The organism is Nocardia sp. NBC_00508 (genome assembly GCF_036346875.1).
Classification (GTDB): domain Bacteria; phylum Actinomycetota; class Actinomycetes; order Mycobacteriales; family Mycobacteriaceae; genus Nocardia.
The window spans coordinates 6,719,275-6,733,079 of the sequence record NZ_CP107852.1 but is presented as its reverse complement, the minus strand read 5'-3'; the positions used below and the strand labels follow the sequence as shown (position 1 = coordinate 6,733,079).

At 63.4% G+C, this 13,805-nt stretch carries 14 protein-coding genes and 3 pseudogenes; 6 read left to right on the top strand and 11 right to left on the bottom strand.

From position 1 onward, the window contains the following. Nucleotides 1-18: 18 nt before the first annotated feature. Together OHA40_RS30265 and OHA40_RS30260 are read right to left on the bottom strand one after the other, a co-directional pair. Nucleotides 19-303, bottom strand: a complete 285-nt coding sequence (locus OHA40_RS30265; protein ID WP_330230240.1) for a hypothetical protein — start codon at nucleotides 301-303, stop codon at nucleotides 19-21. Nucleotides 304-1,155: 852 nt separating this feature from the next. Next, nucleotides 1,156-1,737 carry a TetR family transcriptional regulator gene (locus OHA40_RS30260; protein WP_330230239.1) on the bottom strand — a complete coding sequence of 194 codons (582 nt, stop codon included), beginning with the start codon at nucleotides 1,735-1,737 and terminating at the stop codon, nucleotides 1,156-1,158. Nucleotides 1,738-1,909: 172 nt separating this feature from the next. Between OHA40_RS30260 and OHA40_RS30255 the strand changes: the two genes are divergently transcribed. The 4 genes from OHA40_RS30255 to OHA40_RS30240 all read left to right on the top strand — a co-directional run bounded on the left by OHA40_RS30255 (nucleotide 1,910) and on the right by OHA40_RS30240 (nucleotide 5,094). Beyond that, nucleotides 1,910-2,746, top strand: coding sequence for an alpha/beta fold hydrolase (locus tag OHA40_RS30255; protein ID WP_330230238.1), 837 nt, complete (start codon nucleotides 1,910-1,912; stop codon nucleotides 2,744-2,746). A 39-nt stretch (nucleotides 2,747-2,785) separates the two neighbouring features. Beyond that, entirely contained in the window at nucleotides 2,786-3,352 is a 567-nt protein-coding gene (locus OHA40_RS30250) for a DUF3224 domain-containing protein (protein WP_330230237.1), read from the top strand. 531 nt (nucleotides 3,353-3,883) lie between these two features. Further along, the gene (locus OHA40_RS30245; protein WP_330230236.1) at nucleotides 3,884-4,762 is read left to right on the top strand and encodes a LysR family transcriptional regulator; all 879 of its coding nucleotides are present in this window, start codon (nucleotides 3,884-3,886) and stop codon (nucleotides 4,760-4,762) included. A 131-nt stretch (nucleotides 4,763-4,893) separates the two neighbouring features. Next, complete coding sequence (locus tag OHA40_RS30240; protein WP_330230235.1) at nucleotides 4,894-5,094, top strand: hypothetical protein; 201 nt, start codon at nucleotides 4,894-4,896, stop codon at nucleotides 5,092-5,094. Nucleotides 5,095-5,214: 120 nt separating this feature from the next. Here OHA40_RS30240 and OHA40_RS30235 read toward each other — a convergent pair whose 3' ends face one another. The 3 genes from OHA40_RS30235 to OHA40_RS30225 all read right to left on the bottom strand — a co-directional run bounded on the left by OHA40_RS30235 (nucleotide 5,215) and on the right by OHA40_RS30225 (nucleotide 6,415). After that, complete coding sequence (locus OHA40_RS30235; RefSeq protein ID WP_330230234.1) at nucleotides 5,215-5,430, bottom strand: hypothetical protein; 216 nt, start codon at nucleotides 5,428-5,430, stop codon at nucleotides 5,215-5,217. Between the two features lie 132 nt (nucleotides 5,431-5,562). Continuing rightward, nucleotides 5,563-5,862 carry an integrase core domain-containing protein gene (locus tag OHA40_RS30230; RefSeq protein ID WP_330230233.1) on the bottom strand — a complete coding sequence of 100 codons (300 nt, stop codon included), beginning with the start codon at nucleotides 5,860-5,862 and terminating at the stop codon, nucleotides 5,563-5,565. A gap of 124 nt (nucleotides 5,863-5,986) precedes the next feature. Further along, the gene (locus OHA40_RS30225) at nucleotides 5,987-6,415 is read right to left on the bottom strand and encodes an IS3 family transposase (protein ID WP_330234436.1); all 429 of its coding nucleotides are present in this window, start codon (nucleotides 6,413-6,415) and stop codon (nucleotides 5,987-5,989) included. A gap of 621 nt (nucleotides 6,416-7,036) precedes the next feature. On the opposite strand from OHA40_RS30225, the gene OHA40_RS30220 reads away from it, so the two are divergent. Continuing rightward, on the top strand, nucleotides 7,037-8,269 hold the full coding sequence (locus OHA40_RS30220) for an IS256 family transposase (RefSeq protein WP_330230232.1): 1,233 nt from the start codon (nucleotides 7,037-7,039) through the stop codon (nucleotides 8,267-8,269). Between the two features lie 104 nt (nucleotides 8,270-8,373). Here OHA40_RS30220 and OHA40_RS30215 read toward each other — a convergent pair. The 3 pseudogenes from OHA40_RS30215 to OHA40_RS30205 form a co-directional block, all read right to left on the bottom strand. Then, a pseudogene (locus OHA40_RS30215) lies at nucleotides 8,374-8,579 on the bottom strand (IS3-like element ISMysp3 family transposase); the annotation flags it as partial. Between the two features lie 14 nt (nucleotides 8,580-8,593). After that, nucleotides 8,594-10,247: pseudogene (locus OHA40_RS30210) on the bottom strand (IS4 family transposase). A gap of 137 nt (nucleotides 10,248-10,384) precedes the next feature. Next, nucleotides 10,385-10,892: pseudogene (locus OHA40_RS30205) on the bottom strand (DDE-type integrase/transposase/recombinase); the annotation flags it as partial. A gap of 55 nt (nucleotides 10,893-10,947) precedes the next feature. On the opposite strand from OHA40_RS30205, the gene OHA40_RS30200 reads away from it, so the two are divergent. Continuing rightward, nucleotides 10,948-11,214, top strand: a complete 267-nt coding sequence (locus tag OHA40_RS30200; protein WP_330230231.1) for a transposase — start codon at nucleotides 10,948-10,950, stop codon at nucleotides 11,212-11,214. Nucleotides 11,215-11,435: 221 nt separating this feature from the next. Here the strand turns inward: OHA40_RS30200 and OHA40_RS30195 are convergent, their stop codons facing one another. The 3 genes from OHA40_RS30195 to OHA40_RS30185 are packed head-to-tail and all read right to left on the bottom strand — an operon-like array spanning nucleotide 11,436 to nucleotide 13,359. Then, nucleotides 11,436-11,735 (bottom strand): hypothetical protein, encoded by a 300-nt coding sequence (locus tag OHA40_RS30195; protein ID WP_330230230.1) that lies wholly within the window; start codon nucleotides 11,733-11,735, stop codon nucleotides 11,436-11,438. A gap of 29 nt (nucleotides 11,736-11,764) precedes the next feature. Continuing rightward, the gene (locus OHA40_RS30190; RefSeq protein WP_330230229.1) at nucleotides 11,765-12,775 is read right to left on the bottom strand and encodes a tyrosine-type recombinase/integrase; all 1,011 of its coding nucleotides are present in this window, start codon (nucleotides 12,773-12,775) and stop codon (nucleotides 11,765-11,767) included. Then, nucleotides 12,772-13,359, bottom strand: coding sequence for a hypothetical protein (locus tag OHA40_RS30185; RefSeq protein ID WP_330230228.1), 588 nt, complete (start codon nucleotides 13,357-13,359; stop codon nucleotides 12,772-12,774). Before OHA40_RS30185 ends, OHA40_RS30190 begins: the two co-directional genes overlap by 4 nt. Nucleotides 13,360-13,805 lie beyond the last annotated feature (446 nt).

Here is a 13,805-nt window from a genome sequence, read left to right as displayed (position 1 = left end):
AGTCCGGGATTTGTACCACTAGGCGCTCGACTGTCCGCGTACATGCTCGACGGCCCGCCGTTGCAACGCCCTCGCCAGCCCGCCCACGCCCTGTTTTCCCTCTACCGCGGTGTCAGCCTGAGTTTCGAAATCGGCGTCCAGGCAGCGCAGTATTTCCACCGCCGCTGCTTCTGCGGGTGACAATGAATCGATCGACAGTTCATCAGCAGCCTCGGCGGCGGCGGTATTGAAAGTAGCGCGAGTGGTAAGAATCGCCAGTTCGCTACGGTCGGGGTGCAGGTGCATTGAAATTGCTATCTCCATGAGAACGCCGAACTCGGATCCAATAGAGCCGGGTCGAGGGTAGTCTTCCGCGCATTCGAGCTACTGGGATGAAATCGCGCTGAGGGCACGGGGGCCACGGTGTAGCGCGGGCGTGCCTACAATCTCGACCGCACAGCGCAGCGGTTGTGAAGATCCAATTTGGTTCAAATAACGCCGGATCGAATTTGCCGTGGGATCTGCGTCGTTGCTGCTGCATGCATCTAGCATTAGGGCGAGAAGGGCTCCGTCGATCAGGAAATCCGCTCTCGGCCGATGGCAGACTAAATTTACTCACCAATACCTCCGCGCCGCTTATTCTTCCTGGGCGAAGTCGCCAGCGAGAGTATCAAACCTACTGGAAATGGGAAAATCAATGGCCAATGAAGTCTGAAGTCGTCAAGCACATGTCATTGAACATGTCTATTCGTCGGCAAATCTTACCCTCTCGTTCCGTATCTCAGTCTTACAAGAATCCACTGCCAGCGGCGAACGATAACGGTATTAATGCTGCCGGGCGGACGGGTGGCGCATCAACGACATGTTTCTTCATGACCATGAAGTTTCCCTGCACGCGGCCGCCCCAACGCCATCCGTCGTGGCTGCAGTCGGCGGCCCGACAGTCTCCGGAGGCGCAGATTCCGTTCGACGGCCGCGGCCCAGTTGCGAGGCGCCGCCGGGCACCCCGCCGGGCGAGAGGTAGCCGTGCCTGCCGCGATCGGTGGGCGCGCGGGGGGATCGATGGATCCTCTGAGCCGGTACTCGGCCTCGTTCGACGTCTGCTTGTGGTGTCGGCCGCGCCCAGCGTGGGGCCGTGATGGCGAACACTGTGCGGCAGGGGTGCGTAGCACCGGATCAGACGCAGCCAGCGATCACAACGTCGAGGTTTCGCACGATCACGGGTTGCAGCGACTCCTCGCCGCCGGTGTCTCGCCAGGTTTCCAGCGCTACCCGGAAGGCCGCGACCGCCGCCGCGCCTATCAGCCATACGCGATTGCCGTCGCGCTCGGCGAGCTTGGCTGCGATGAAACCGCGCAGCAGGTACTCGAAATCCACCAGAGCCTTGAGATAGGCCGAGGTGAGTGATTCGACGCTTTCAATGAGTCTCAGCCTGGCCAGAGTGCTCTCACGGTCGTTGTCGTTGTCGTATCGCGCGGCCACCCTCTCACAAAGCGCGTGCAGTGCATCCTGAATCGACTCCTCGGCGGGGCGGGTTGCCAGATACTCGCCGGCCTCGGCGAGGTCGCGCCGAAAGGGGGACAGCACCACGTCTTCCTTCGACGCGAAGTACCGGAAGAAGGTGCGGCGGTGAACGAGCACCGCTTTGCAGATGTCCTCCACCCTGACCTCGTCGAAGCCGTGCTTCAAGAACAGCTCGAGGCCCGTGCTCTCGATGGCCGAGCGGGTCACTTCCTTCTTGAGTTGCCGCAATGTCATGGATTCACTCCCCAACTCGATGGCGCACGGGCCCGCCGCCTGGCGGGTTACCCGTTGCAGCCTGCCGTATATGCGCCCAATCTTGACAAGTGACACTGAGGCGCGTTCTACTATTTTAGGCAAATGCGTCCATGGGACGCCACTTGGAACGGATGCCGAAGGGAACGCGCAGATGGACACAACCGACGCCGTAGGGCTGGTCGAACTGGGGGATGTGGCGCTCTACCATGAACGACGCGGCACAGGACCCTCGATCGTGCTGGTGCACGGAGGGACGGTCGATGGGGGCTTCTATGCGGAGATCGCTGAGCTGCTGTCTGACGAATTCACCGTGGTCAGCTACGACCGCCGGGGCAACTCCCGCAGCCCCGCACCCGAAGATCGGACCACCAGCATCGCGCAGCAGGCCGACGACCTCGCCAGGCTGATCGAGACTCTCAGCCTGGCGCCCGCGTTGGTCTGGTCGTCCAGCGTCGGCGCCGTGATCGCGCTGGATCTGCTGTGCCGCCGACCGGAGCTGCTGCGCGGGCTCATCGTGCACGAGCCGCCACTGTTCCCTGTGCTGGACAACGCGGAGGAAGTGCTGCAGCAGCTGGCCGAGGGGACCCAGGAGGCGATCCGGCAAGGGGGTCCCGCCGGGGCGCTCGAACAATGGGGCCGCCAGGAACTGGGCGCCACCTTCGACCGGCTCTCCCCGCAGCGGCGTCAGCGAATGTTCGACAACGCCGATGCATTCTTCTCCATCGAACTTCCCGGATTCGCCACATCGATGCCTGACGCCGCGACGTTGGCCCAGCGGCTGAAAACCACGCAGGTGCCGGTGCTCGCGGCCGCCGCCGTCGAATCCGAAGGCGATCTACTGCACCGGACCTCGCACTGGGTGGCCGACCAGGCCGGTACCACACTGCGTGGACTTCCCGGAGGGCACCTGCCACACGTCGAGGAACCATCGGCCACCGCTGAACTCATCCGTTCCTTCGCCCATCAGACCGTCGGCGATCGGCGCTGACCGATCTTCGGCAGCACAAGAAATAGAAAGAGGAAAACAATGTCCGAACACCACGCGATCGCGACAATGCCCACGGATGAGTCCCTCGGCTTCACACAGCCACCAGAGCACACGTTCCGGGGAATCGAGGCAGCTACCGCATTGCCGCGCGGCTACGCCAATCGGGCGCAGGTGAGCGGGGTCAACATCGTCTTGATCGACACCTTTCAACAGACCGAGGTCGACCCCGCCGACGAGTCCGGGGTGTCCCTGGTGCGATACGGCATGACCGAACAGTTCTCCGGGGGTGTGACCGGCACCGGCACCGCCTCGCACGTCAGCGTCGTCCGCAAAGACGGAACCTCCACTTTCACCGGAATCGAGCGGATTGTCGGCACAGTGGGCGGGCGTCAGGGGTCGTTCGTCATCACCGACGCCGGCTATCACGACCGCCACAACATGGCACACGGCCGTTGGACGGTGGTGGCAGGCTCTGGCACCGGGGAACTCACCGGGCTGCGCGGCGAAGGCGAATTCACCGTCGCGATCGAGGGCCCCGGCGGTCCGCTGTCCATCTACACCCTGACCTACTGGTTCGAAGAGGAAGACGAGCAGGGCGCCGCATAGGCGTTCATGCCGGGCTCGTCCGGCCTCCTACGACACATCTCGTGTCGCGGGAAGCTGGCGAGTTTCTCAGGTATAGCCAGTCGCTTCGTGGACAAGATGGCCAGGGCGAGTCGAGGACATCAGGCGCCGCGGCGGGGAGTATTGATCCGGCCGGATTCGGTCACGCTTTTGTTAAAGCGGCAACGAATTCATGCTGGCCACTGCGGATACTTCTATAAGGCCACGCACCGGGCCCCGCGACGGCATTCTGTCGGCTTACGGTCACCAGCTCGCTCACTTCTGAGACTGACCTTTCGAGACGTTGTGCTTACAACGGCGGCAGAGATTGTCTGCGGGAGTTGGCCGCTTTGCGCGAACCGGTCCGATGGCGCAGGGCGGCAAATCCGGAAGGCAGTGATCCCCGGGCTAGGCATGCGAGCGCCCTCATGTGCTGCGATTCGACCGAGCCGACCTGGGTGAGACCAGAACCCGAAGGTGCCGGGTTCGCCTGGCGGGGCCCGGAGAGCCGCGAGGGAAGGAGAGAGTGCGGGGATGCTGGAGCGGCATCAGGTGGAAGCCTTTCTGACACTTGCCGAGGAGCTACATTTCGGTCGGACAGCAGAGCGGATACGAGTGACCCCGACGCGGGTTAGTCAGACGATTAGAAAACTTGAGCGGATCGTCGGTGCCGAGCTGTTTGCTCGCACAAGCCGGCGAGTAGAACTAACTACCATCGGGCGACAACTCGAGCAGGACCTTCGCCCCGCGTGGACGCAGACTATCGCGGCTTTCCAACGGGCTGTCGAAGCCGGTAGAGGTGTGACGGGAACATTGCGAGTCGCGTTCGACAACGTTGTCGGCGGAACATTGCTCGCTGCGGCCGCAGAGCTGTTTTGTGAGAAGAACCCTGATTGCGCCGTCCAGCTCCGGGAAGCGCAACTCCGGGAGATAATGCACTGGCTTTGCGAAAACGAAGTGGACGTCGCATGCTCAGCACTGCCCATCCAGGAACAAAGCATTATGGCCGGACATACGCTCATCTCCGAGCCTCGCTTGCTGGCTGTATCGTCGTCACATCCCCTCGCTCGCCAGAACTCTGTTTCGATCGAAGAGTTGGCTGGAGTCACTGTGCTGCGCCCGCCGGAATTCTTGGCGAAATCCCTCTGCGACGAGCACGCACCATGCGCGGCCGAACAGCCGATCGGTTATGGTCCTTCGGCTGCGACATTCCAGGGGCTCCTGGTGCTCGTTGGTGCTGGGCGGGGCGTCCTCGCAGTCGGCGCGAGCGTAGCGACGTACTACCCTTGGCCTCAAATATCGTACATTCCTTTCCGCAACGCCGAACCGGTCGAGTGGGGACTGATCTGGCGGGCGGCTAATACGAACGCGCGAGTACAAGCATTCATCGGATCGGCACGCGAGTTGTGTTGACGGTGTATGAGCAAGTCCGTCAGGTGACCGTTGACTAGTGACAGGTCCCCGGGAGCCCGTAGGTTCGGTCCGGACCGAACCTACGGGGTCACATCAATCGCCTCAACCACCAAACCGAGGTGAACACCCCCATGGACCAGCCCCTGCGAATCCGGCACATCCACATCGAATCCGGCACGCTCAACCTGCACTACCGCGCACCCGCCGAACAAGCGCAAGATGTCGCAGACGCACTGGCCGCCAGCCACCCCGAGTCGGAACTCAGCGTCACGATCGACGACGAGGTGCAGGAAGACCTGCCCCCACTGCCGTGCACACAGCTGTGGGAATGAACCCGCTGGCGCAGTTCCGAAGCACTCTCTGCCGACGGTGGCTCTTCGGGTGTCGGCGAACGCGCGCGGGCCTGCCTGAATTGCAGCACCGGACCCGCCTGCGTCGCCGCGGCGCTGCGCCTAGCGGGCCACCAACGCCGTATCGACCAACTCGCCACTGAGGTCGTCGAAGGACTGCGGAAATCGCGACTGCGGCAACCGGAATCGGTGGAGAAGGCGATGGGCCGCCGGGCGCTGGCATTGCTGGCCATGCTCGACGCCGCATGCGCCGGCGCGGACGACCTCGAGCAGGCTGCCGCGGGGGAGTTCCGCAAGCACCCGAGACTCCCCGATCATCGCCAGCTTCCCAGGCCTGGCCGACCTGACGGGAGGTCGCATGCTCGCTGAGATAGGCGACGACTGAATCCCCCCCGGCTTGTCCGGAGACTCTGATGTACCCCCGGTTTCGTGGAGTCGGGATACCGGACTTCAGGCCACCGGTTGGACGGATGATTGCATCGTCTCGTACTCGATCGGAGATCGCATACCGAGGGCCGAATGACGGCGTCGACGGTTGTGGAAGATCTCCAGGTATTCGAATATCGCGTTGGCCAGCTCGATTCTGGTTCTCCACCGTTGCCGGTTCAGTAGCTCGGTCTGCATTCTGCCCCAGAATGATTCGATGAGGGCGTTGTCGTAGCAGTCGCCGATCGAGCCCATCGACGGCACCAGCCCGGACCTGCGGGCCCTGTCGGTGAAGGCCCAGGACGTGTATTGGCCGGAACCCACGACGCACGCCAGCGCGGGGACGGTCCCGCAGACACTGGACCGAATCACGTTCTCGTCAAACGACCTACAATCAAACGCGATCACTCACAACGTGCGACATCACGTCGCACAGCTGTCCTCAGGTTCAACCGATCGGCTGCGACCGACCGGTGGCGGTGTCCTTCCACACCGCAGGGTTCAGGAACGCCTCGTGGCGCTCGATGCCGGTGACCCACAACTGATTTGGCTGCGATAGCGTGTACGACCGGTTGACCATATCGCCAGCGGTCGGGGTCTGATGCTTCGGCTTGGGCCGGCGGTTGCCGGGAGGCCCCTTGATCCCGGCGCGGGCCATGAGCATCGCGATCCGGTTGTGGCCCACGCTGATCCCGAGGCCGAGAGTGAGTTCGGCATGGACACCATGGGCGCCGTATGTGCCCCGGGAGGCTGTGTGCACGGCACGGATCTGTTCCAGTAGCCACGCATGCCGGATCGATCGCTGGGACGGCGGCCGTGATCGCCAGTGGTAGTAGCCCGATTCAGCGACGTCGAGGAGCCGGCACGCGGCCTGCACCGGCAAGCCCTCGGACGCCATGGTGGCTATGGCCGCGTATCGCCTTTTGGGTCGCCTCCCTGTTTTTTCAGCAGTTCACGAGCCCGTTTCAGGATCGCCACCTCCTGCTCCAGTTCCCGGATCCGCCGTTTGGCCACCGACAGTTCGGCCTGCTCGGTGCGGGTTGCGCCGGGTAGCTGGCCGGTGTCGATGAGTTCCTGCTTGCGCCAGAAATAGTCGTCTAGTCACTGATGCCCAGATCGGCGGCCACCTGCGCGACCGGACGACCGGATCCAGGACCTTGCGGCGGAACTCTTCGGGATAGCGCCTTGGCACGAGCGAGTCTCCTTCGACGGTGTCGTGACCAAGAAGTCAACCAAACCGACTCCGAGAAACCCCGGGGACATCACTCCAGACTCACCGGGGGATTCGCTCGGTGCGAGCGCGAGCAACACCCAATCCGAAGCACTGGCGGCTGTCGAGAAAACCGGGTACCGAACCGGCGCGGACGGTTGAGTCCAGCAGGATGGTGTACGACCGGACACCAGCAAAGTCTGGGCGTGTCGTAGCCGAGTAGAGGGTGGTCACCGCGTGATCCTTCAACAGACCTACCAAGTCACTGAAGGAAGAAAGTTTCACGCGATGACCTCTGTCCAGCCTATCGACCCATCCAAGATGCTGTCGGACCAACTCGCCGTCGCGAGCCCGGATCTGCTGCGCAACATGATGTCCACGTTCATCCAGGCATTGATGAGCGCTGAAGCCGACACGGTGTGTGGCGCCGGCTACGGCGAACGATCCGACGAGCGGGTGAACTCACGAAACGGGTACCGCCACCGCGACTTCGACACTCGTGTCGGCACGATCGACATCGCGATCCCGAAGCTGCGCTCGGGCTCCTATTTCCCGGATTGGTTGCTCGAGCGCCGCAAACGCGCCGAACGCGCGCTCACCTCGGTGGTGGCGACCTGCTACCTGCTCGGTGTGTCCACCCGCCGCATGGAGAAACTGGTCGAATCACTCGGTGTGACAAAGCTTTCCAAGTCCCAGGTGTCGATCATGGCCGCCGACCTCGACGCCCAGGTCGAAGCGTTCCGCACCCGACCACTCGACCAAGGCCCGTACACGTTTCTCGCCGCGGACGCGCTGGTGCTCAAAGTCCGCGAGAACGGCCGCGTGGTCAACGTGCATGCCCTGATCGCGACCGGTGTCAACGCCGATGGCTACCGCGAGATCCTCGGCATCCAGGTCACCAGCGGCGAGGACGGCGCGGGCTGGCTGGCATTCTTCCGCGACCTGGTCGCCCGCGGCCTGTCCGGCGTCAGCCTTGTCACGTCCGACGCCCACGCCGGGCTGGTCGCCGCGATCGGCGCGACACTGCCCGGAGCTGCCTGGCAGCGGTGTCGTACGCATTACACGGTGAACCTCATGTCGATCACCCCGAAATCGTCGTGGCCGTGGGTGCGGACTCTGTTGCACTCGGCGTTCGACCAGGCAGACGCCGAATCGGTTGCTGCCCAATATGATCGGATGCTCGATGCACTGACCGAGAAACTGCCGAAGGTGGCCGGACACCTCGACGCAGCACGCGCTGACCTGCTGTCGTTCACCGCGTTCCCCAAGCAGATCTGGCGCCAGATCTGGAGCAACAACCCCCAAGAGCGGCTGAACAAGGAAATCCGCCGCCGCACCGACGTCGTCGGCATCTTCCCCGACCGTCAAGCCATCATCCGGCTCGTCGGCGCCGTGCTCGCCGAGCAACACGACGAATGGATCGAAGGCCGCCGCTACCTCGGCCTCGACGTGCTGGCCCGCTCCCGCGGCCTCACCGACCCCGCCGAACAGGAGGACACCACCCCAGCACTGACCGCCTGACCGAACAGGGTCACGCGGCAATCACCCCGATACACCACCCGCTTGGACTTGACCGCGCGGACCTTTTCGGCCTCTGAACCACCCCGGATTCCGTGCACACCCGGTTATCTGTCTCCAGCCGGTTGCTGGGAGCAGTTGGCATAGTAGTCGGCTTCGTACTCGACCGGCGGTCGGCGGCCGAGCCGGTGCATCAGCCGGGAGTCGTTGAACCAGCTGACCCATGCGTGGGTGAGTACTCGACATCAGCTAGTCGGTGCAAAGGACCCCGCCGGAACGGCGAATCATCACGAACCGCCTCGGTCTTGTAAAGCCAATGCCGCGTAGTTAAGCAATGGGGCTGTGTGTCGAATCGTCTGATGTTGGTGGCCGGGGTGTCAGCCATTGGCGGGTGAGACGGTAACGCCCGCGCCTGGTCCGTTCGAGGAAGCCTTGATCGGTCCATCGGCACATCTGTGCGGTAAGACTTCGGTAGCGAACGCCCTTCAGATGCGCGGCGACCTCTTGGGGGCTCCATTCTCGTTCGGGGTCGGTGCGGAGAATCTGGAGCACCTGCTGGCGATGGCCCGGATCAGCGGCTGCACCGAGATGCTCTGGGGCTGGGGGTTGTTCAGGGCCGGTGAGCGCGGTGATCTCCAGGCTTGTGACGGCTTGGCTGCGGGTGGGGCGGGTATCGGTGGGCGCGGCGCCGTAACGGGACAGAGGGCATTTGACCTTGCGAATACTGGTGCGTGGGCGGCGAGCGGGCAGGAGGTTGTCCAGAACGGCTCGGGCAATTGAGTTTTCGGGCGAGATGTTGTCGGTGACGTTGGCCGCGGTGATGATCTGGTCGGTGGCGGCGGTCAGGGCCACGGTGAAGCTGGCGCGGTCGGGATCGGTGCCGGGAACTGTTTCCACGGCATCGCACATCGCTCGGCGCAGGGTCTGGTAGACGGTCAGCGCCGCCCAAATTTCCTGTTCGAGGCCGACGGGATCGGTCGAGCGCAGGACACGGCCACCGAACAGGGTGTCGCGCAGCGCGAAGAATGCCGACTCGATCTCCCAGCGCTCGTGGTAGAGGCCCACGATCCGGATCGCTGGATCGGTGCGATGGTCCAGCAAGGTGGTGATGATCCGGTAGCGGTCGCTCACCAGGGATCCGTCGGCGCAGGTGAGGGTGACCTGGGCGTCGATGATACGGAATCTGTGACCGTTGATCCTGGTCAGGAAGGATCCATCGGGCAAGGTCGCCCACACGGCCGGGCGGCGACGGGCGGTGAGCCGGACCACAAGTTGGGCGCCGGTGGCGGCGGTGCGGGTGAGGAAGTCGTCGCCACCGAAGTTGCGGTCGGCCAGCACCAGCATCGTGTCATCGAGTAGAGGCAGCAGGGCGGCGGCATAGTCGGTCTCACTGCGCCTGACCGAGCCAAAGACCGCGCCGAGCAGACCACGAGTACCGGTCTCGCACAACGCCAGGACCCGCAGGTGCGGATAGCCCTCGATGCCCCGATATCGGGTGATCTTGCCCAGCCACAGACGGATTCGCGTCTGGTCGGGAGCCTCCAGCGAGCTGCAGCCGTCGAAAGCCACCGTGCGCCAACGCCGATAACACACCCCCCGGCGTTCTCGGTCGGGCCAGGGGTCCGGCCACAACCTCGAACAACGCCTTCAACGGCGCCGCCCCCAGGCGTCGTCGAAGGTCGCGCAGCCCTTTCTCCGAGGGCCTGCGTGGGCGTAATGATCCCAGCCCGGCGACCAGCTTGTCCCACACCCGTTCATAGCCCAGGGCAGGGAAAACGGCCAGGGCCAGAACGAAATACACACCCACACGCGAGGGCAGCAATCGGGTTCGGCGCTGCACCACCCGGGTCTGGGTCAAGATGTCATCGATCAACTCGAACGGCAGATACTGCGTCAACTCCCCGAGGTGACCGGGCGCGAAAATTCCTCTGGCCACGGTGATGGTGCGGGTGAGCGTCATGGTGACAGACTGGAAGGGCAACGGGACCTCTCGGATGCAGGAAGACCTTGGACGGCTTCTCTGCAATAGCAGAGGTCCCGTTGCCATGCCTCCCACCGCCACACTCGCGAGTTCATCCGAGTTGACTTGCCCCCCAAGGTTTTAACTACGCGGCATTGCTTGTAAAGCCCGATCGTCGTCTCGGCGAGGGCATTGTCGAAGGCATCCCCAACCGACCCGATCGACGGACGCAGACTCGAAAGCATCAGTGTCTCACCAAATTTCACCGAAGTATACTCGGCGTCGATGATGGATCGTGGACCCGATCCACGGCCGCCCTTCGCGTGCCCGGACAGCGGCGGCCAGCCGGATCGCCGATTCCACGAACGCGGTCTGTTTGCTCGTCGAGCATTCCCAGCCCACGATCCGGCCCGCGTAGGCGTCGACGACGAACGCGGTGTAGACGAAGCCACCGCCCGCCAACCGGACATAGGTGAAGTCGGCCACCACGAGCAGGTTCGGGGCCGAAACCCGGAAATTGCGATCGACCAGATCCGCCGCCCGCTGCCCGGCCGGATCGGCCTCGGTGGTGCGAATCGCTTTGCGCCGCATCACACCTTTCCACCCGTTGGCGCGCATCAGCCGTTCCACGGTGCATCTGGCTACCGGGATGCCCTCCCGCTGCAGGGTCAAGTGGACACCGATTTAGCAGGACGCCGGTCCTGCTGGAAGGATGTCCATCATGCCTCCTCGCAAGCGTCGGTCGTATGCGACCGAGTACAAGGTCGAGGCTGCACATCGTGTGATCGATACCGGCCGAACGATCGCCGAGGTCGCCCGGGAACTGGGTATCGACGCCGGGATGCTGAGTAACTGGGTCAGAGACGAACGCCGCCGGGTCGAGGCGGCCACCGTCCATGGCGACGAACCGTTGTCGGCGTCGGAGCGAGCCGAATTGCAGGCTCTGCGAAGGCGAGTTTCCGAGCAGGACAAAACATTGCGTTCTTGAAAAAAGCCTCGGCTTATGCCGACCGGTGGGTTATGCCGACTGCTGCCTGAAACCTCCTGGTTTGAGTGGTCCTGGTCGGCATAATCCGGTGGGTCGGGTCAGAGTCCTTCGAGGAACGCGAGCAGCTCGTCGGGAGGATGGCATCGGCCGGGGCTGGTGTTGATCGGTTGGACGCGGGCGAGGGCTTGTTCCTTGATGGTCATGTGGGCGTGGAGGTAGATCTATGTAGTGGCGAGGGTGACGTCGGTGACCAGGAAGTCCCACCAGCTGCCGAGGTGCCGACGCAATTGCTGCACCGGATAGAGGCCGTCACGCGGTCGGCCGCCGCTGCCGCCTGCTATCGGCAGGGTCCTACGTCGCTCAGGAAGCAGAACAGTCCGCATCTGCGGGCAAGCGCCGGTCGCCGTCTCCGGCGGATTCAGTATCGCCGATGACGCGCTCACCCACAGCAACGATTGAGACAACGCTATCGTCGGATACCAGTTGAACAGCACCGCCAGACCGGCCGCAGTTAGAGTCACGAGTAGTACCAACAGACCACAGCGTCGCGCTACTGGCGGGCGAGTGGGTGCGGCTCGCCGGTGAGTGCGACCAAGGCCTCAGCGACCGGCGCCAGGTTCCTAGGGTCGTACCGATCGTGGTCTTCGTCGTTGTCGATGCGTACGGGTCCGCGTTTGAACAGGCTCGCAGTGCGACGCCCGAATTGCTTTTCGACGAACGCCTCTGTCGTTTGACAAATCCAGTCCATGTTCACCTGTAGTTCATCAGCCCAGGGGAGTTCACGACGGAACCGGTGGACGAGCAGTTGGTGGCGTGCGCGACGGACCGGCCTACCGTCTTGGTAGCGCAGTACTTGATCGGTGGCTTTGCGACCACCACGGTGTCTGATGTGGCCGAGCAGTCGGTTCATCAGAGTGGGGGAGATCGGCTGCCACCGGATCGCGCCACCGTATTCGCGGAGTCGGACCAGGCAGTCGTCGCGTTCGAGGTCCTCGATACGCAGCGCGAGGACTGGGCTTTTGCGGCAGGCTGTTTCGATGTGTAACCGCACGATGAGCGCGTCGAGTTCGGTGTCGTCACCAGTGGTCGACGCCACACGGCCAAGATCCGCGATTTGGTCGAAACTCAATGCCCGCGCCGGCCCCGGATGCTGTGGTGTCTTGCCGGCTTTGGCGGCCGGATTCGCATCCGGTTCTATCAGGCCGTCATCTTCGGCGTCCTGGTAGAGAAAGCGCATCGCGGAGATGACGTTGGCTTCAGCGCCGCGTCCACCCCTGCTGTTCGCTCGCACGACAGCTCGGCGCCGGTGCCAGGCCGCCAGTTCCTCGATCTCCACCTTTGTGAGCGAGTCGAGAAACCTTTGGCCCCAAGCTGTTTCGATGATCGGCCAGTAAGAGCTGTAATGACTCGTGCCTTTCGGTTTCTTGATCGCCAACCGCCGGAGGTACTGGCTGATCGTGGGCATGCCCGCTCGCTCGGATTGCGCCGATGCCACGTCGTCGAGGGTCAACCCGAGCGAGCCCACGAACTCGAGCGCGATATCGACATCGTCACGCTTCATGCGACAACAGCCTCGAACAGATCCTGTCGATACGACCACAACGCCGCACCGACTGCCCGTAGAGGGCAGATGACGAGAACGTCGCACTCCAGCCCGCCAGCCATCAGAACCCGCTCGCCGGCACGCAGACGCGAAGCGCGGCGTGCTGAGACCGGGAGGAACACATAGCCATTCGCCGCCACCGATGACTCGCTCTCGCCGACGCGTGTGATGCGCAGCATTCCCTGGCTGGGCTCGATCGACACCGGTTGACCGGCACTCCAGCCGAGACATTTGATCACCGACCGGTCACCCAACCGGCCTGCCGGATCGATCGTTGTCGTCGCACAGGTGAACTCACCCATCGGCGGCACGGGTAACTCGACGACAGGGAAGGCGAACGGGATCCCGGCCACCAGGGCCTTCTGCGCCTCCGGTGAATAGCCAACAACGCCATCTGCTCGGTCGAGCCGGCCGCTGATTTCTCTATCACCGCTTACGACACCAGAGAGTGCTTGGTGCGTCGAGGACATCGACTCAGTTTTCGAGGCACCCGGGTTTGCCCACGTCGAGCTGAATGGCAGATCGCCAGAAATAATGTCCACGCTTCGGTAACTCCTTCTCAACCCTGCGACCAATCCGCCACCGCGCCGACCGCGCGATCACCATCGCCACGACCGGACCTCTGCCGCTGTTTCGCGGCCCAGCCCTGGTCACGCGTGTCTCCTCTCCCGTGACGGCAACACTCCCCTCTGAGCAGGCGCGACCCACCCGAGGGCCAACAGGATTGCCGCACAAGCGCTTACAACGCACCCACCGGCTATCGGACGATACTTGTGGTGTCCCAACCGATCGGCGTCGTCGTGCTTCAAGCATTCAAAATGACCACCCGGCGCGTCAAGATCAAAAGGACACCCACGTTGTACGACTTTTCGGCGGAATACACCCAGCGTGGGTGCCTTTTCGCTGTCGATTACTAAAATGGCACCCACGCTGGGTTGGTTTTCAACCGAACCCCAGACCGGGTAACTATTCGACCTCGGTAGACGAA

What these genes read in the sequence shown, in the direction of transcription:
- OHA40_RS30250 (WP_330230237.1), top strand. Translation starts at nt 2,786, where the DNA reads ATGTCCGAACACCACGCGATCGCGACAATGCCCACGGATGAGTCCCTC.
- OHA40_RS30220 (WP_330230232.1), top strand. Translation starts at nt 7,037, where the DNA reads ATGACCTCTGTCCAGCCTATCGACCCATCCAAGATGCTGTCGGACCAA.
- OHA40_RS30190 (WP_330230229.1), bottom strand. Translation starts at nt 12,775, where the DNA reads ATGAAGCGTGACGATGTCGATATCGCGCTCGAGTTCGTGGGCTCGCTC.
- OHA40_RS30235 (WP_330230234.1), bottom strand. Translation starts at nt 5,430, where the DNA reads ATGATCGGGGAGTCTCGGGTGCTTGCGGAACTCCCCCGCGGCAGCCTG.
- OHA40_RS30265 (WP_330230240.1), bottom strand. Translation starts at nt 303, where the DNA reads ATGGAGATAGCAATTTCAATGCACCTGCACCCCGACCGTAGCGAACTG.
- OHA40_RS30200 (WP_330230231.1), top strand. Translation starts at nt 10,948, where the DNA reads ATGCCTCCTCGCAAGCGTCGGTCGTATGCGACCGAGTACAAGGTCGAG.
- OHA40_RS30260 (WP_330230239.1), bottom strand. Translation starts at nt 1,737, where the DNA reads ATGACATTGCGGCAACTCAAGAAGGAAGTGACCCGCTCGGCCATCGAG.
- OHA40_RS30240 (WP_330230235.1), top strand. Translation starts at nt 4,894, where the DNA reads ATGGACCAGCCCCTGCGAATCCGGCACATCCACATCGAATCCGGCACG.
- OHA40_RS30245 (WP_330230236.1), top strand. Translation starts at nt 3,884, where the DNA reads ATGCTGGAGCGGCATCAGGTGGAAGCCTTTCTGACACTTGCCGAGGAG.
- OHA40_RS30255 (WP_330230238.1), top strand. Translation starts at nt 1,910, where the DNA reads ATGGACACAACCGACGCCGTAGGGCTGGTCGAACTGGGGGATGTGGCG.